At 35.3% G+C, this 15,908-nt stretch carries 20 protein-coding genes; 13 read left to right on the forward strand and 7 right to left on the reverse strand.

The window, feature by feature from the left end:
* Positions 1–104 precede the first annotated feature (104 nt).
* On the reverse strand, positions 105–1,577 hold the full coding sequence (locus F9U64_RS03030; protein WP_153401541.1) for an aminotransferase class I/II-fold pyridoxal phosphate-dependent enzyme: 1,473 nt from the start codon (positions 1,575–1,577) through the stop codon (positions 105–107).
* 173 nt (positions 1,578–1,750) lie between these two features.
* On the opposite strand from F9U64_RS03030, the gene F9U64_RS03035 reads away from it, so the two are divergent.
* Positions 1,751–2,032 carry a UPF0223 family protein gene (locus tag F9U64_RS03035; protein ID WP_407647273.1) on the forward strand — a complete coding sequence of 94 codons (282 nt, stop codon included), beginning with the start codon at positions 1,751–1,753 and terminating at the stop codon, positions 2,030–2,032.
* Between the two features lie 125 nt (positions 2,033–2,157).
* Here the strand turns inward: F9U64_RS03035 and F9U64_RS03040 are convergent, their stop codons facing one another.
* Positions 2,158–2,778, reverse strand: a complete 621-nt coding sequence (locus F9U64_RS03040) for a DUF1054 domain-containing protein (RefSeq protein WP_153401543.1) — start codon at positions 2,776–2,778, stop codon at positions 2,158–2,160.
* Positions 2,779–2,916: 138 nt separating this feature from the next.
* Between F9U64_RS03040 and F9U64_RS03045 the strand changes: the two genes are divergently transcribed.
* Positions 2,917–3,720: an inositol monophosphatase family protein gene (locus F9U64_RS03045; protein WP_153401544.1), complete on the forward strand. Its 804-nt coding sequence runs from the start codon at positions 2,917–2,919 to the stop codon at positions 3,718–3,720.
* Between the two features lie 27 nt (positions 3,721–3,747).
* On the opposite strand, the gene F9U64_RS22590 is transcribed toward F9U64_RS03045, so the two are convergent.
* The gene (locus tag F9U64_RS22590; RefSeq protein ID WP_194287267.1) at positions 3,748–3,921 is read right to left on the reverse strand and encodes a DUF5325 family protein; all 174 of its coding nucleotides are present in this window, start codon (positions 3,919–3,921) and stop codon (positions 3,748–3,750) included.
* A 92-nt stretch (positions 3,922–4,013) separates the two neighbouring features.
* Here F9U64_RS22590 and F9U64_RS03050 point away from each other — a divergent pair, with 92 nt between their 5' ends.
* Positions 4,014–4,373 carry a YlaH-like family protein gene (locus F9U64_RS03050; protein WP_153401545.1) on the forward strand — a complete coding sequence of 120 codons (360 nt, stop codon included), beginning with the start codon at positions 4,014–4,016 and terminating at the stop codon, positions 4,371–4,373.
* 38 nt (positions 4,374–4,411) lie between these two features.
* On the opposite strand, the gene F9U64_RS03055 is transcribed toward F9U64_RS03050, so the two are convergent.
* A complete protein-coding gene (locus tag F9U64_RS03055) occupies positions 4,412–4,618 on the reverse strand; it encodes a YlaI family protein (protein ID WP_153401546.1) in 207 nt (68 codons plus the stop codon).
* A gap of 121 nt (positions 4,619–4,739) precedes the next feature.
* On the opposite strand from F9U64_RS03055, the gene F9U64_RS03060 reads away from it, so the two are divergent.
* Positions 4,740–5,018, forward strand: coding sequence for a hypothetical protein (locus F9U64_RS03060; protein WP_153401547.1), 279 nt, complete (start codon positions 4,740–4,742; stop codon positions 5,016–5,018).
* Between the two features lie 14 nt (positions 5,019–5,032).
* Here the strand turns inward: F9U64_RS03060 and F9U64_RS03065 are convergent, their stop codons facing one another.
* Together F9U64_RS03065 and F9U64_RS03070 are read right to left on the reverse strand one after the other, a co-directional pair.
* Entirely contained in the window at positions 5,033–5,623 is a 591-nt protein-coding gene (locus F9U64_RS03065) for a YhcN/YlaJ family sporulation lipoprotein (protein WP_228275575.1), read from the reverse strand.
* 82 nt (positions 5,624–5,705) lie between these two features.
* A complete protein-coding gene (locus tag F9U64_RS03070) occupies positions 5,706–6,167 on the reverse strand; it encodes a hypothetical protein (protein ID WP_153401549.1) in 462 nt (153 codons plus the stop codon).
* A 165-nt stretch (positions 6,168–6,332) separates the two neighbouring features.
* On the opposite strand from F9U64_RS03070, the gene F9U64_RS03075 reads away from it, so the two are divergent.
* Complete coding sequence (locus F9U64_RS03075) at positions 6,333–6,614, forward strand: Fpa/YlaN family protein (RefSeq protein WP_153401550.1); 282 nt, start codon at positions 6,333–6,335, stop codon at positions 6,612–6,614.
* Between the two features lie 291 nt (positions 6,615–6,905).
* The gene (locus tag F9U64_RS03080; RefSeq protein ID WP_153401551.1) at positions 6,906–8,117 is read left to right on the forward strand and encodes an FtsW/RodA/SpoVE family cell cycle protein; all 1,212 of its coding nucleotides are present in this window, start codon (positions 6,906–6,908) and stop codon (positions 8,115–8,117) included.
* A gap of 62 nt (positions 8,118–8,179) precedes the next feature.
* On the opposite strand, the gene F9U64_RS03085 is transcribed toward F9U64_RS03080, so the two are convergent.
* Entirely contained in the window at positions 8,180–9,070 is an 891-nt protein-coding gene (locus F9U64_RS03085; RefSeq protein ID WP_153401552.1) for a COX15/CtaA family protein, read from the reverse strand.
* Between the two features lie 321 nt (positions 9,071–9,391).
* Between F9U64_RS03085 and cyoE the strand changes: the two genes are divergently transcribed.
* The 7 genes from cyoE to F9U64_RS03120 all read left to right on the forward strand — a co-directional run bounded on the left by cyoE (position 9,392) and on the right by F9U64_RS03120 (position 15,899).
* Positions 9,392–10,330 carry a heme o synthase gene (cyoE, locus tag F9U64_RS03090; protein WP_153401553.1) on the forward strand — a complete coding sequence of 313 codons (939 nt, stop codon included), beginning with the start codon at positions 9,392–9,394 and terminating at the stop codon, positions 10,328–10,330.
* Positions 10,331–10,411: 81 nt separating this feature from the next.
* Positions 10,412–11,467 (forward strand): cytochrome c oxidase subunit II, encoded by a 1,056-nt coding sequence (coxB, locus tag F9U64_RS03095; RefSeq protein WP_153401554.1) that lies wholly within the window; start codon positions 10,412–10,414, stop codon positions 11,465–11,467.
* Between the two features lie 55 nt (positions 11,468–11,522).
* A complete protein-coding gene (ctaD, locus tag F9U64_RS03100; protein WP_194287285.1) occupies positions 11,523–13,373 on the forward strand; it encodes a cytochrome c oxidase subunit I in 1,851 nt (616 codons plus the stop codon).
* On the forward strand, positions 13,373–13,993 hold the full coding sequence (locus F9U64_RS03105; protein ID WP_153401556.1) for a cytochrome (ubi)quinol oxidase subunit III: 621 nt from the start codon (positions 13,373–13,375) through the stop codon (positions 13,991–13,993). The genes ctaD and F9U64_RS03105 overlap by 1 nt, the downstream gene beginning before the upstream one ends.
* 3 nt (positions 13,994–13,996) lie before the next feature.
* Positions 13,997–14,320 (forward strand): cytochrome c oxidase subunit IVB, encoded by a 324-nt coding sequence (gene ctaF, locus F9U64_RS03110; protein ID WP_153401557.1) that lies wholly within the window; start codon positions 13,997–13,999, stop codon positions 14,318–14,320.
* Between the two features lie 189 nt (positions 14,321–14,509).
* Positions 14,510–15,385, forward strand: a complete 876-nt coding sequence (gene ctaG / locus F9U64_RS03115) for a cytochrome c oxidase assembly factor CtaG (RefSeq protein WP_153401558.1) — start codon at positions 14,510–14,512, stop codon at positions 15,383–15,385.
* Positions 15,386–15,443: 58 nt separating this feature from the next.
* Positions 15,444–15,899, forward strand: a complete 456-nt coding sequence (locus F9U64_RS03120; protein WP_153401559.1) for a DUF420 domain-containing protein — start codon at positions 15,444–15,446, stop codon at positions 15,897–15,899.
* Positions 15,900–15,908: the final 9 nt, after the last annotated feature.

Below are 15,908 nucleotides of genomic sequence, written 5' to 3' on the forward strand. Positions count from 1 at the left end.
CTATTAAATAAGAGCAGAGTGAAAATCACTGAACCCAGAAAAATCCGAATGATACAGAATCATTCGGATTTTATTACAGAGTGATTATTTCTTGACACTTCCTGCTATTCAAAAGCTTTATGCTCTTTTAGAACACGAATCGTTTTTAATGTTGTATCATGTAACCCTTGGACAGGCAGGCTGGAGTCTAAGTTGTTTTTTATATATTGTAAATTATCTTCAGAGATGATTTCACCAGGAATAAAAATAGGAATGCCAGGTGGATATACCATAATCGATTCTGCACTTATTCTTCCAGCCGACTGTTCTATTGGAATTATCTCATATTCTGCATAAAAAGCATCTCTTGGACTAACTGCTAACAGAGGTATTTCCGGCACATGAACATTTACTTGATTTTTTACATTTGTCAGCAGATGGTTATCAGCTAAGTGTTTCAATGCCTGGATTAGATAGTTGATCTCTTGCTCACTATCTGCAGGTGTAATAATACATAATATATTATACATATCAGACAGCTCCACTTCGATTTGGTAATTCTCTCTTAACCATACTTCCACATCATGGCCAGTTAACCCCAAGTTTTTCACAGATATAATAACTTTAGTAGGATCATAATCATACGTAGCCTCTGTACCTAAAATTTCTTCTCCAGGGCAATACAAGTGCGGAATTGTATTAATTTCACTTCTTAAATGGTTAGCAAGATTTATTGTTTCTGATAGTAACTCATCACCATTCAAAGCTAAATATTTTCTGGCCATGTCCAGTGAAGCGAGTAAAATGTAAGAAGTGGATGTTGTTGTTAACATTGACATCATTGCTTGTACACGTTCGTGATTAACAAGCCCGCCGCGTACATTTAATATAGAACTTTGGGTTAATGATCCACCAAGTTTATGAACACTCGTGGCAGCCATATCTGCACCTGCTTGCATTGCAGATAAAGGCAAATCATCATGGAAATGGATATGGACACCATGAGCTTCGTCAACTAGAACTGGAACTTGGTACGAGTGAGAAATAGACACTATTTTTTTTAAATCTGCCGATATTCCAAAATAAGTAGGATTGATAACAAGCACTGCCTTAGCGTCAGGATTTGCTGCTAATGCTTTTTCCACAGCATTTGGTGTGATGCCATGAGATATTCCTAAATTATGATCAATCTCCGGGTGTATAAATATTGGAATGGCCCCAGAGAAAATAATTGCGGAAGATACGGATTTATGGATATTACGTGGTACAATAATTTTATCGCCAGGCTGGCAGACACTCATAATCATTGTCATTATTGCCCCACTTGTCCCCTGAACAGAGAAAAAAGTATGATCAGCGCCAAACGCTGTTGCTGCCAAGTCTTGAGCATGTTTAATCATTTTTTTAGGATGGTGCAGATCATCCAAAGGTTCAATATTAATTAAATCAATTGCTAACGTATTTTCTCCAATAAAATCGCGGAATTCAGGGTCCATACCCTTCCCTTGTTTATGCCCGGGTATATGGAATATAGTAGACTTTGAATCTATATGTTTCTTTAATCCGCTAAACAGCGGTGTATCATTTTGCGTATACATCTACGTGATAGTACTCCTTCTTTTTGAAAAATATAAAACAAGACGTATTATAGCAAATCCAGGTAAGAATAGCTAGCTATAATTACGCCTTATTTTGTACTAACTTTTGATTCATAATCATACATATTTCATAATTTCCATGATAAAATAGTTATCGTAATCAAATAAATGGGGTGTCGCTGTTGAATTATAGTTATCCGTTAAATGAAAGCTGGACTACAAAGGAAATCGTCGATGTTGTGAATTATTATTCCTTTATAGAGAAGGCGTATGAAAAAGGGATTAAGCAGCAAGATTTGATCCTTGCATATAACCGTTTTAAACAAATTGTACCATCTAAAAGTGAAGAAAAGCAGCTGGATCGGGAATTTGAGAAACAATCTGGTTACGTGCCTTATCGTGTGATAAAGTATGCGAAAGATCAAAACGCAACCGATTTAGTAAAGATGAAATGAAGCCGGGACATAACTAATAATGTTAACCCAAATTACGAACGCTACCATAATCAGGATATGAACAAAAACCCGAACTTCATTAGTTCGGGTTTTATTGCAATAAAATAATTATGTTTTAGTATGCTTTATACTTTCATTGATGATATATAAAGTGGAGAGACTGTTTGGAAAGTATCTTTTATTTCTTTAATTAGTGCATCGCCATCATGTACAATCGGATTATTTGCATCAAACCGTTTACCGATAAGAAATTCAGCCTTTTTTACTTTTTTAAATCTTTCTAAGGATTTCGCTATATCAATATCTGAAACTGGATGTGCTTCATTTTTCATATGATCAAGAGATACATAATAATCCTGTGGGATAGTTACTTTGATCTCATCTAACTCATTAATGAATTTATCTGCTATTTCAGCTTTGTGTGGCAGCTCATATATATATGCCAGCCAAATAAATAATTGATCATGCCATAAACCTATTTGAAAGTGGGGATGTTTCTTGTACCCTCGTTTATTATGACAATAAGCTGACCATGTATCTTTTGGCGGATTTACTGTCCTTCTCGCATGTTTTGCGATATGAAGATGCATTTCATGCCCCGCGATTATTTGCAGGTCTTCAATGACTAAATCATGAATAGTCTGGAACTTTGGTTGAATTCTCTCCTTAATAGCATTCATTCTCTCATCTAAACCTTCAATATAAAATGTCTCAAAGTCTTCTTTATTAAACCCGTTGAATGTCATCTTACTCATCCTTTTATTTTAGTATAATTACAATATTATATTAATTATAAATTGTTTGCAATAGAAGTGATTATTTTTCAAAATTTTGAATCTTTGCTAAAATAGTAAGTATTCTAAAACAGGAATGGAGGAACGGTGATGCAAACAGCCATCCGACAGCAAATATTTGAAAATGCAAAAAAATGGGTATATGAGGCTGGAGAAAGAATACGATCTCATATGAAAAAACAGTTTCAAATTGATACGAAATCTAATCCTAACGATTTGGTGACAGAAGTAGATAAAGCAACAGAACAATTTTTTGTAGAAAAAATTAAAACTACTTATCCTGATCATAAATTAATAGGGGAAGAAGGCTATGGAGATACAGTAGATAAATTAGACGGAACTATCTGGATTATTGATCCAATCGATGGAACAATGAATTTTGTTCATCAAAAAAGGAATTTTGCTATATCGATAGGGATTTATCATGAAGGTGTTGGTGAAATCGGATTGATTTATAATGTTATGGAAGATGTTTTGTATACAGGTTTAAAAGGGGAAGGTGCCTTTCGTAATCAGGTTAAACTTCCGATGCTAAGAGAAAAAATACAAATAGAAACAAGCATAATTGGAATGAATAGCATATTAGCTTGTGAAAACAGACGTATAAATGAGAAGAAAATTCAACAATTGATTAAAGATAGTCGTGGGACAAGATCATATGGATCCGCGGCATTGGAATTTGCTTTTGTTGCGGAAGGTGTACTTGATTGCTATATTACAATGAAGTTGGCACCATGGGATTTTGCTGCAGGCTCTATTTTAATTGAAGAAGTTGGCGGGATGACTGTTCAGGCAACTGGGGAACCTGTCAATATATTAACAGATAATACGATTATTACTTGCAATAAGTTGATATATAAGGATTTAATGACAAAATATGTTGAATTGAAATAAGAAAGGCTCTTCCTTTGGGAGCCTTTCTTAACTAGCATCTTTTCTTTTAAGAGAGATTCCATATCCCATAATAATAAAGCCTAAAAGAAGGGAAAGGACGATAACCCAGATACTTTTCAAGGCTATCCCTACACCAGCTGCAGAAAAAGAGAGGATGACTAGAATAGCTAAAAAGAGTTTGAACCACTGGATATTCTTCATTAATTCACCTCATATCTTTCTATCTTTTACTAGCATAACATATCCTAATTTAGTATGATAGATTTTGTGGATATAATTAATGGGGGTCTGTCATGCAAAATACAGTCATTGAAGTTCCAGATAATTTGTGGCCTGTTGCCGATTTTTTCATGCAAGGATTAGGAAGTGAAGTTAATCTGGCAAATGAAGATGAATTGGGATTACTGATCAGAGGCTTTTTTTTCTTGTATATAACAATTGTAGTCTTAGCTATTCTTGCTTATAAATTTGGCTTTGCCAAAAAATTAAGCTTGATGAAATCAGCCGTTATATATATTTTATTGTTTATTGGTATGTTTTTCCTTACTCTAATTTTCGGCTTGAATCTTCCACTTGCAGAAAGTTTATTTATAATTGCAATTGTGATGGGGGTCTATCGATTAAGACTGCACCAGGAACGGAAAAACAGCTGAAAAGAAACGGCGGATTTTGATGTCCGCCGTTTCTTTTATTATGAGAGAAATTCATCTTCAACCATATCTTTTTTGTATAATTTAAATTTGCCTGTTTTATGTCTGTCTATTGTTTTTTTTGTAATTCTTTCACTACAATCAGGACACATATAAGTGTGTATCAACCGGTTTCTTAACTTTTTTGCTTCTGGACTGTCATTATAAATGCGATTAATCCCATCACAAATAACACATTTTACACGCATAAGTCACCTCAAAAATAAATAAAAGTCTTTGTATACATTCATTGTATCATAAAATAAGTGTTTTGGCTTAATTTATCAGGGTATAGTTATTGTAGATTGAAACAGAAAGGATGGATTATAAATGAGAAAAGGAAAAATCGCGAATATAGCTGGTGGAGCAGCTGTTGTAGGTTTATCTCTAGTATTAATGGATAAGACAAAGCGAGATAGTATGATGAGCAAAATGAAGAAAATGTCTGAAAAAGTATCAAATAAATTCAGCAATAGTAACAGTAAGAATAACAGCAATTTACCTATCGAAGAATCAGGAGATCCTGGAAGACAAGGAATTCAGAATTCAAACATGGTTGCCGAAGGTTCTCAGTTTGGTGTTAATTACTATAATAAAACAAAGCAATAACAAAAGGATCGTGACTAACGATCCTTTTGTTGGTTTGATTGTTCATCTGTTATTTTTTCTAATTCCTGTTTATTTTGTTCATCCAGCATTTGCTTGTTTTGATCAATGTTTTTGGATTGTTTTTCATTGATTGGAAGTTCTGGCATAAGTCTGCCTGTAATGTTAGCTAGTTCCTCTGTTATTGCCTCAATAGGATGGCCTTCCTGTATCTTTGTACTCATCCCTTTCATTCGTTCATAAATATCTGGATCAGCTACGATAATAGCATTTTCACCATTTGGGTCGTGTTGTAACGCCTCAAGAACAGAATATTTAACAGAACCAACATGTGATCGATCTAATTCATCATTGACATCAATACTGACAATGGCGCCCCTGTTTGTAATCAGAGCAGTTGCATTATTTACGTTTGGTACTTTGCTGGCAAGATTAGCAAGGTGTTTTGCTTTTTCCTGATTGTTCAACGGTTTGATTGGCTCAGCGTTTGAATTTTCCACATTCACAATGTTATTGTCAGGAGATGCTTGATTATTTTGATTGGTTTGTTGACAGCCGCAGATCACAACAATCGCAGACATTACTATTAATAATATATATTTCAACATATGTTGCTCCCTTCATTGTTTATGCTTATTTTCCGTTAGCAATCGGAAAATATACATAAACGTAAAAGAATGGGAAAATATATTAATGGATATATATCTCTTTTAAATTTTTAATTGGATTGTCTTTATTAGAACCATCATGAAAGTAAAAATAGGCAGGTCCATCTGCAGTAATTTGTTTTCCTTCCTTAGCAAACTGCAGCAAGCCCTGTTGCAGCTGTTCCAATGAAATGTCAAATGTCTCATTTTCTGATTTCAAACTAACTTTTGAAGCACTTTCATTTACTTCTGCATTTGAAATAAAATCATAAAGGGGAATAACATAGGAATTATTCAGCAACTCATTTTTATTAAATTTTTTTATGCTGTTATGTACTTGCGGTTTTACTCGGTTGCTGTCCTGACCTGAAAATTCTTCTGGTTTCTCCTCTCCTTTTTTTCCATTAAACGCTTCCTCCAGTAGTATCTTTCGATCATCAAAGATCCATACACTTGGATCTAGTGTAATTGGATATTTCACATTTCCTTTTATTTGAATAATCATAATATCACCTCAACTATAAGAATAGCAGACTAAAAACAAAAATGCATTATCAGACAATCACTGTAATAGAATTAATTAAGTCGTTTGCTTGGATTATCTTGCAATTTTACTATTTTCACGATAAAATTAACAATAGAAGTTTTTTTATTATCGGAGGGGATTTCTTTGATACCTGATGTGGCTGTAAGTAAAGAGGAGCAGGCTTATGCCCTTCTAAAAGCAGATGCAGATAAAATATTGCAATTGATTAAAGTTCAAATAGATAATTTAACGATGCCGCAATGTCCTTTATATGAAGAAGTATTGGATACACAAATGTACGGATTATCAAGAGAAATTGACTTTGCTGTTCGTCTGAATCTAGTAGATGAAAGAGATGGGAAAAAGCTGCTGGAAGATTTGGAACGTCAGCTAAACGTATTACATGAAGCATCACAGAAATTGTAATTGATTTCCAGAAAACTTTGCCTCCACAGAGGCAAGGTTTTTATTTTGCATGTTAGGAAAAGATAAAATTACTGCAAGGAAGTATTGGACGACATAGTAGTAATTTTGAATTTTGAAGTGCAGGTAAGTAAATCTAACACATTCGCAAAAAGACAAGCAAAGGCGAGTTTTTCTAAGGTAAACTGTTCATCTTACTAGAATTGGTTGAAATGAATAGAATTATCTATATATTAAAATTAACTAAATATGATAGAATAATATGTGATTATGAAGATATAAAGAGGTATTGTTATGAAACTAAATCGTAAGACATTTGATTTCCTGTTGATGTTTCCGCCATTGATCTTATCAGGATTTGGAATTGTTATGATCTATAGTGCCAGTATGGTGACTACTTATATGGCTGACAAACCAGCTTACACAATGATGTTAAAACAGTCGAGTTGGTTTAGCATTGCTTTATTTGCTTTTTTGTTTGCATGCTTCTTTAATTATAAAATTTACCGCAAGTTGACAAAGTTTATTATCATCGTATTAGTGCTTTTACTAGTTGCCGTTATGCTCTTTGGTACGGAAATAAATTACTCGAAATCCTGGATATATATAGGGCCATTCTCATTACAGCCATCAGAATTTGTGAAAATAGGTTTAGTAATGTATTTAGCCTCTGTTTATACAAATAAACAAGAATACATAGATGACTTTTTTAAAGCTGTTTTACCACCACTGGTTATTACTTCGCTACTATTGGGGTTAATTATTCAGCAACCGGATATCGGTACAGCGGGAATTATCTTTTCGATTGCATGTATCGTAATTTTCAGTTCAGGTATTAAATTCCGGCACTTGGCGCTGTTAATCGGTGTTGGTGCTGTCGTATTAGTAGGATTAGGGTTTCATATGATAACTGATGAGAAAATTTCTCGTTTTACAGGTGCCTATCAGCCATTTGCTGATCCGGAACATTCCGGATATCAGCTGATTCAATCTTATATCGCCATTGCGACAGGCGGTTTGTCAGGTACGGGGATAGGGCAGGGTATACAAAAACTGGGGTACTTAACGCAGGCTGAAAGTGATTTTATTATGGCAGTAATTTCCGAAGAGCTTGGTATATTCGGAGTCTTGTTTGTTATCGTATGTATTGCAATTATCGTGTTAAGAGGATTTTTCATTGCAATGAAATGTGAGAATAAATTTGGCAGTTTACTAGCGATAGGAATATCGGCTATGTTTGGAATTCAGACAGTTATTAACTTAGGTGCCATCAGCGGCTTATTGCCAATTACAGGTGTACCGCTTCCGTTTGTCAGTTATGGGGGGACATCACTTCTGGTTTCCCTGTTTTCGGTAGGTGTTTTAAACAATATTGCCAGACATGTGAATTATAATCGCTATCAGGAGAGGGTAATTGAATCAGATGCAGAGGACAAGCCTGTAACAAATATTCAAGATAGAAAGTTAATGAATCAGTTTACAAACATGAGAAAAACAAGGCAATAAACGTTGCCTTGTTTTTTTGCGTTTGGAGACTAATAAATTTTCTCGGGAAAGTTTTGACCGACTTATTTTTTAATACTTCGATAAGACAGTAACAAATAGTAACATAAAAGTCCGAAATATAAAGTAATGATCAAGGCATGAAGCAGAGCAATAAATAGATTTAACCTAGTAAAGATGATGAGCGCTCCCAGAATTACTTGCAGAGTAACTAGAGCTGTCTGGATCAACCATCCTTTCGTCATAACTTTTACATTTGGATATTTTTTATTAATTATAAATAACAAGATCCATGTCCATATAAACGCAATTCCAGCAAGTAAGCGATGTCCCATTTGCACCCATTGACCAAGGTGATAATCAAAGGATAAAACTGTGCCGCTCTCACAAAATGGCCAGCTAGGACAAGCCAGGCTGGAATCAATATGGCGAACGAGTGCTCCGGAATACACTACAAACATGATATAAATCGTCAAAAAAATGAACTGCTTTCGGATGAAAGGTGTAATAACTAATGATTCTGCGTCAAATTTCTGATCAATCTCAAAGATCAGAATCGTTAGAAGGAGGACTGCAGCAAATGAAATTAATGAGATTCCAAAGTGCAATGCCAATACAAAATCAGATTGTGACCACAGCACTGCTGCTGCACCAATTAATCCTTGTAAAACTAAAAAGAAGAACGATATAAAAGCTAAAAATTTCACTTCTCTTATATGACCAATCTTTATCCATGATAAGACAGATAGTAATAAAACAGCTATACCTGCAATTCCAGAAACCATACGATGGCTTAATTCGATAAACATTTCCATTGACCATTCACCATAACAGAATGGCCAATTTGCTCCACATCCCATTCCTGATTCTGTTTTTGTAACTAGTGCACCCCCAACTAATACAAAAACCATTAATAATGTTGAAATAACAGCTAGAAACTTAAGACCTTTTATCATCATTACACCTCAATATCCTATATCTTTATCAAATAGTATGTATAATTTAATAAAACGCTTGCCAAATATAAATAAGGTATGCTAGAAATAAATAGTATGCGTTTTAGTAACATAATCTTTACAAAATCCAACCCATTATAACAAAAAAAGACTTGAAAAAGGGTATACTAAACAAGATAATTGAATTATTCACAAAATTGTCACATTTTTAAAACATTGCGAAAGTTAAATAGCTTACCACATCAATACATGTTACAATAACATTGCAAATAGAAACAATACATAATTGTCTGTAAATAATGGAAAGGAGGGAGCGAAAATATGGATAAAATGGGGCTTCCAACAAACGATTCCATTTTCGACACTAGTTCGGGCGGATATCTGTTTAAATGGTCGGATCTAAAAGAAATCATGAAAATTGGTATTATAAATTCAAATACAATGACGGCGTTTGCTGGATTTTGGTTAGCTCTTTATTACACTGGTGCCTCCTTCTATTTAAATTGGCATATTCTTCTGGTATGTGTAATTGGAACCGCATTTGTAATAGCGGGTGGATGTGTAATCAATAACTTCTATGATCGTGACATTGATCAGCGAATGCAGCGGACAAAGTCAAGACCCACTGTTACTGGAGCAATTGACTTGCAGCATGTATTGATAATAGGGATTGCTTTTACGATAGCTGGTCTTTCTATTTTGGCACTGGCTTCTTATCAAACAGCGATTATTGGTTTTGCTGGCTGGTTTAGCTATGTCGTCCTTTATACCATATGGTCAAAAAGAAGATATACAATAAATACAGCAATTGGAAGCCTTTCAGGTGCTATCCCGCCATTGATCGGCTGGTCAAGTGTTGATCCTGCACTGCATCCAGTTGCATGGATTCTGTTCTTACTTATTTTCATTTGGCAAACACCTCACTTTCTGGCTATAGCAATGAAAAAGGTGGATGATTACCGCAATGCGGATATCCCGATGCTGCCGGTTATTCATGGATTTGCCATTACAAAGAGGCAGATGGTTATTTACGTAGCTTGTTTGTTACCTGTACCGTTTTTCTTGTATGGTTTGGGGTATAGTTTTGTTATATTATCCTCTATTTTAAATATAGGCTGGCTGATACTGGCATGTAAAGGTCTATCTGGCAAGACAAATGAGTTGAAATGGGCTAATCAGATGTTTATTTATTCTTTAGTCTATTTAACCGTTATCTTTTTTGCTATGATAATAATAAGCCTTCCTACCACATTGTTTTAATAACACGGTAAGTAGAACTTGATTTATTCAAGTTTTTCTAAATATTATAAAAAGTTATTTTATAGAAAGAGAGGTATAAAGATGAAAGATTGGATGGGAAAAATCCGAACTCTTTCCCTATTTTCTCTAATGGTGTTACTTCTTTCTGCATGTGGGAGAGATAATTTAACAGCATTAGTTCCAAAAGGTTATGGGGCAGAGGAATCATTAAGAATCATTATTATTACTATCACAGTGATGATTGTTGTATTTATTGTGGTTATGGCGATCTTTGTGTTTGTTTTATTGAAGTACCGCCAAAAGAAAGGTCAGGAAAATATGGTTCCAAAGCAAACAGAAGGGAATAAAACCCTGGAAATTGTTTGGACAGTAATCCCGATCTTGTTACTGATTGTTATTGCTATACCAACTGTTGCAACTACATATGATCTGGCAGATGAATCAGCAAAAGAAGACAGCCTTAACATTAATGTTACGGGAGAGCAGTTCTGGTGGCATTTTGAATATCCTGGAGAAGAGATTCAAACAAGCCAAGACTTGTATATTCCAGTTGGACAAAAAGTCTATCTAAACATGATGTCGACTGATGTTATTCACTCATTCTGGGTCCCTTCAATTTCAGGTAAAATGGATGTTAACCCGGATAATGAGAATACGATGTATATTGAAGCTTATGAAGAAGGCGTATATTGGGGGCAATGTGCAGAATTTTGCGGGGATTCCCACTCATTAATGGACTTTAGGATTGTTGTAGTAAGTCAGGAAGAGTATGACCAATGGGTTACTGATATGCAAAATGTGGATCCTGATGCAGTGCCTGAATCAACTACAGCTCAAGAAGGAAAAGCTCTATTTGAGCAAAGTTGTATAAGCTGTCACGCAGTTGGAAATACACCATCTGTTGGGCCGAACTTATCTAATTTCGGTGATCGTACCATGATCGCAGGTGTGTTAGAGCATTCTGAGGAAGAATTAGTGGAATGGATCTTAAATCCAGCTTCTAAAAAACCTGGTAATGGTATGCTGGATGCACCATACTTGCAAGATAAGAGTGTAAGTCAGGAAGATGCTGAAAAGATTGCTGATTACTTACTGCAATTAAAAGCATCTGAGATTACACCAGACAGTGCTAAATAATATTTGTTGATTGGTTACAAGAGAAAAAGAGGGAGGTTAACTCAACGTGAGTACAATGGTAGCTACTAATAAAAGAAGCTTCGGCTCAGTTTTGTGGGACTATTTAACAACAGTCGACCACAAAAAGATTGCCATATTGTATTTGGTTGCAGGTGGTTTCTTTTTCATCGTTGGTGGATTAGAAGCAATGGCAATCAGATGGCAATTAGTTACACCTATGAATGATTTCGTGAGTGCAGGCTTATATAATGAGCTTATAACAATGCACGGGACGAAAATGATTTTCCTGGCAGCAATGCCTTTAATATTTGCATTTATGAATGCAGTTGTACCTTTGCAAATTGGTGCACGAGATGTTGCATTTCCATTCTTAAATTCCCTGGGATTCTGGCTGTTCCTTTTTGGAGGAATAATGCTTAATGTTGGATGGATTACTGGAGGTGCAGCGGATGCAGGGTGGACAGCTTATGCGCCTTTATCAACTACGTCACCAGGTGAAGGGGTAGACTATTATGTTCTGGGATTACAGATTTCCGGTGCAGGTACGTTAATTGGGGGGATTAATTTCCTTGTAACAATTGTAAATATGCGTGCACCAGGTATGACCTACATGCGTATGCCGCTTTTCACATGGACCGCTTTTGTTGCTAGTGCTCTTATTTTATTTGCATTCCCTGCTCTAACAGTAGGTTTGTTCTTAATGATGTTTGACCGTTTATTTGGTTCAGGATTTTTTGATCCTAATATGGGCGGTAATTCAGTTATCTGGCAGCACTTATTTTGGATTTTTGGACACCCGGAAGTTTATATTCTAGCATTACCGGCTTTTGGTATTTTCAGTGAAATTATTGCAACATTTTCGAGAAAAAGATTATTCGGTTACTCTGCAATGGTTTTTGCGACTGTTTTAATTGGTTTTCTTGGTTTCATGGTATGGGCCCACCACATGTTTACAGTAGGTATGGGACCTGCAGCAAACTCCATTTTTGCTGTTGCAACAATGGCAATTGCCATTCCTACAGGGATCAAGATTTTCAACTGGTTATTTACATTATGGGGCGGCAATATTCAGATCAATACCGCAATGCTTTGGTCATTAGGCTTTATTCCGACATTTACATTGGGTGGGATGACAGGTGTAATGGTTGCTGCAGCATCAGCGGATTATCAATTCCATGACAGCTACTTTGTTGTTGCCCACTTCCATTATGTAATTGTTGGTGGTGTTGTTTTCGCATTATTTGCAGCGACGCACTACTGGTGGCCAAAAATGTTTGGTAAAATCCTTAATGAAACATTAGGAAAAATTACATTCTGGTTTTTCTTTATCGGCTTCCATATGACTTTCTTTATCCAACACTTCCTTGGTTTGATGGGTATGCCAAGAAGATATTGGGTATATAAAGAGGGCCAGGGACTTGATTTAGGTAATGCCATAAGTACGGCAGGTGCCTTCTTAATGGCAATAGGTACAATCGTATTACTTTATAATGTTATTATTACATCGGTTAAAGGTGAGAAAGTTGGGGGAGATCCATGGGGTGCGCGTACACTAGAATGGGCTATTCCTTCACCGCCGCCATTCTATAACTTTAAACAATTACCTTTAGTTCGTGGTTTGGATCCATTATGGATTGAAAAGACGGAAGGCAGAGACGGAATGACACCAGCTGAGCCAATTGGCGACATCCACATGCCGAATAACTCTTTCTTACCATTTATTATGTCATTAGGTTTCTTTATTGCAGGTTTTGGTTTTATTTATCAAAAGTACGATTTGGCCTGGTTAAGTTTAGTGTTTATTGGTATGGGTATCGCTCTTGGTTCAATGCTTATGAGATCTGTTAAAGATGATTTAGGATACCATATCCATAAAGAAGATTTAGTGAAGGAGGCTAAGGAATAATGAGTGAACATGATGTATTAAACCCGAAAGAAATGCCTCTTAATCCTGAAAAAGCCACCTTGGAAGGTAAAAACAAATTTATTGGATTCTGGTTTTTCCTTGGGGGAGAAACGGTTCTATTTGCCAGTTTATTTGGAACATATTTAGCATTAAATGGTTCTACAAACGGTGGCAGCTCTTCTCAAGAGTTATTTGGTCTTGAATTAGTTTTCATTATGACAATGTTACTTTTAACAAGTTCGTTAACAAGTGTATATGCAATGTATCATATGAAAAATAACGATTTTAAAAAAATGCAGATTTGGTTAGGAATTACTGTGGCTCTAGGATTGGGATTCTTGGGATTTGAGATTTACGAATTCTACCACTATATTCACCATTATGAATTTACATTGCGATCATCAGCATTCGGTTCAGCATTTTATACATTGGTTGGTTTCCACGGTGGACACGTTGTTTTTGGTTTGTCATGGATAATTGCTTTAATGATTAGAAATGCTAAACGTGGTTTAAACTTATATAACGCACCAAAGTTTTATATTGCAAGTCTATATTGGCACTTTATAGACGTTGTATGGGTGTTTATCTTCACAGTAGTATATCTAATGGGGGTGTTGTAGGAAATGGCAGAGAAAAGCTCTCTTCATCCAGCACAGTTAGATTATGAAAGGCAAAAACGTAAAGATGAGATGAAACAGCAAGTGGTCACATTTGCCTTGATGATTATCTTTACAATTATCTCTTTTTCCATGGTAATTGCTGAAATTGATAAATTATTTGTCATTCCAGTTATTATTGTGTTAGCTGCAGTGCAGGTAGGTTTCCAATTATATTACTTTATGCATATGAGTCATAAAGGGCACGAATTACCTGCTTTTATGTTCTACGGAGGAGTCTTTGCAGCATTTTTAACAATCCTTGCATTAATTGCATTGGTTTGGTGGTAATAGAAAAGACCTGTGAAATGGGAGTACTTATTTCACAGGTCTTTCTTTTTCTGTAAGTCACTTTGTGGCCCCTGTTTTATTTCTATGTTCATTAAATTGTTGAATTTAGATGGGATAATTCCTTTTTTATTAAGGGTTGTTCCGGTATAATAGGAATGAATGTATTGAATCGTTAATGGAGTGATTATCATGTGGCAGGATTTACAAATTTTTGGATTTAGAGCATTATGGAGTCCATACTTTGCTATATTTATTACAATTTTGGCAATAGCTTACTTCTTTCTTTTTATCACAAAGGAAAAGGGGAGAAGAGTATCCTTAAATCAGGCAGTCTACTTCTATACTGGATTATTGCTGCTGTATATTATCAAAGGATCGCCAATAGATTTACTTTCGCATATAATGTTCACATCCCATATGGTCCAGATGGCATTATATTTTCTAGTATTTCCAATTTTCATTATAAAAGGTCTGCCGGTATGGCTATGGAGAAAAATATTTAGTCTGCCGTTATTAGGCAGTATATTGAAATTACTTACCAAACCTTTAATTGCATTATTACTATTTAACGGCTTGTTTTCATTTTATCATATCCCGGTTATATTTGATTTTGCCAAAAGTCATGATATTGCCCATTCTGTGATCTCTGTAACTATTTTAATTTCAGCTTTTATTATGTGGTGGCCAATTTTTACGCCAATAAAAGAAATGGACACTCTTTCTCCATTATTGAAAATTGGTTATATTGTTGCGAATGGGGTTTTAATTACACCGGCATGTGCATTAATTATTTTCTCTTCAGCAAGTCTTTATAGCACATATGGAGCTAGTGGAGGCTGGATCCAAGCATTGGCATTGTGTGTACCTGCTGATGTATTAGAGGGTCTTTCCTTAAGCGGACCAGAAATGTTCTCCCCATTAGGACTTGTGGAAGATCAGCAATTAGGCGGAATCCTAATGAAAATAACACAAGAAATTGTATATGGTATTTTGCTTGCAAGAATTTTCTTCCCATGGTTCAGAAGTGGAGAGAATAAAATTGATCCATTACCGGCTCATGAATAATATCATTAGAACATTATCAAAATAGAATCTTAAATCTTGTTTAGGAAAGGGAATTACGATGCATATCTTACCAACAATAAGTACATTCTTTATTGTACTAAGTGCCATCTTTATTGCTGTAGGCTGGCGGCAAGTTTTTAAAAATAATTTCAAAGCACATCGAAAAGCTATGCTTGCAGCAGCATACAGTGCGTTAATCTTCTTTATCATATATATGTCCAGGACTATTTTTATCGGGAATACGAGTTTCGGTGGGCCTGATGACTTAAAATTGTACTATACCATCTTCTTAATATTCCATATAATTCTTGCAACAACTGGAGCAATTTTTGGTGTAGTAACACTAATACTAGCTTTTAAACGAAATATTAAAAAGCATCGAAAGATTGGCCCTGTAACAAGTGTAATATGGTTCGGAACTGCAGTTACAGGAGTGGCTGTTTATATCTTGCTTTATGTGTTATTTGAAGGCGGGGAAACAACCAGTCTTTTGAAAGCAATATTAGGAACATAAAAAAACTAC

Origin of the sequence: Gracilibacillus oryzae (assembly GCF_009498735.1) — a bacterium.
Lineage (GTDB): Bacteria > Bacillota > Bacilli > Bacillales > Amphibacillaceae > Gracilibacillus > Gracilibacillus oryzae.

What these genes read in the sequence shown, in the direction of transcription:
- F9U64_RS03030 (WP_153401541.1), bottom strand. Translation starts at nt 1,577, where the DNA reads ATGTATACGCAAAATGATACACCGCTGTTTAGCGGATTAAAGAAACAT.
- F9U64_RS03040 (WP_153401543.1), bottom strand. Translation starts at nt 2,778, where the DNA reads ATGACATTCAACGGGTTTAATAAAGAAGACTTTGAGACATTTTATATT.
- F9U64_RS03045 (WP_153401544.1), top strand. Translation starts at nt 2,917, where the DNA reads ATGCAAACAGCCATCCGACAGCAAATATTTGAAAATGCAAAAAAATGG.
- F9U64_RS22590 (WP_194287267.1), bottom strand. Translation starts at nt 3,921, where the DNA reads ATGAAGAATATCCAGTGGTTCAAACTCTTTTTAGCTATTCTAGTCATC.
- F9U64_RS03050 (WP_153401545.1), top strand. Translation starts at nt 4,014, where the DNA reads ATGCAAAATACAGTCATTGAAGTTCCAGATAATTTGTGGCCTGTTGCC.
- F9U64_RS03055 (WP_153401546.1), bottom strand. Translation starts at nt 4,618, where the DNA reads ATGCGTGTAAAATGTGTTATTTGTGATGGGATTAATCGCATTTATAAT.
- F9U64_RS03060 (WP_153401547.1), top strand. Translation starts at nt 4,740, where the DNA reads ATGAGAAAAGGAAAAATCGCGAATATAGCTGGTGGAGCAGCTGTTGTA.
- F9U64_RS03065 (WP_228275575.1), bottom strand. Translation starts at nt 5,623, where the DNA reads ATGTTGAAATATATATTATTAATAGTAATGTCTGCGATTGTTGTGATC.
- F9U64_RS03070 (WP_153401549.1), bottom strand. Translation starts at nt 6,167, where the DNA reads ATGATTATTCAAATAAAAGGAAATGTGAAATATCCAATTACACTAGAT.
- F9U64_RS03080 (WP_153401551.1), top strand. Translation starts at nt 6,906, where the DNA reads ATGAAACTAAATCGTAAGACATTTGATTTCCTGTTGATGTTTCCGCCA.
- F9U64_RS03085 (WP_153401552.1), bottom strand. Translation starts at nt 9,070, where the DNA reads ATGATAAAAGGTCTTAAGTTTCTAGCTGTTATTTCAACATTATTAATG.
- cyoE (WP_153401553.1), top strand. Translation starts at nt 9,392, where the DNA reads ATGGATAAAATGGGGCTTCCAACAAACGATTCCATTTTCGACACTAGT.
- coxB (WP_153401554.1), top strand. Translation starts at nt 10,412, where the DNA reads ATGAAAGATTGGATGGGAAAAATCCGAACTCTTTCCCTATTTTCTCTA.
- ctaD (WP_194287285.1), top strand. Translation starts at nt 11,523, where the DNA reads ATGGTAGCTACTAATAAAAGAAGCTTCGGCTCAGTTTTGTGGGACTAT.
- F9U64_RS03105 (WP_153401556.1), top strand. Translation starts at nt 13,373, where the DNA reads ATGAGTGAACATGATGTATTAAACCCGAAAGAAATGCCTCTTAATCCT.
- ctaF (WP_153401557.1), top strand. Translation starts at nt 13,997, where the DNA reads ATGGCAGAGAAAAGCTCTCTTCATCCAGCACAGTTAGATTATGAAAGG.
- ctaG (WP_153401558.1), top strand. Translation starts at nt 14,510, where the DNA reads ATGTGGCAGGATTTACAAATTTTTGGATTTAGAGCATTATGGAGTCCA.
- F9U64_RS03120 (WP_153401559.1), top strand. Translation starts at nt 15,444, where the DNA reads ATGCATATCTTACCAACAATAAGTACATTCTTTATTGTACTAAGTGCC.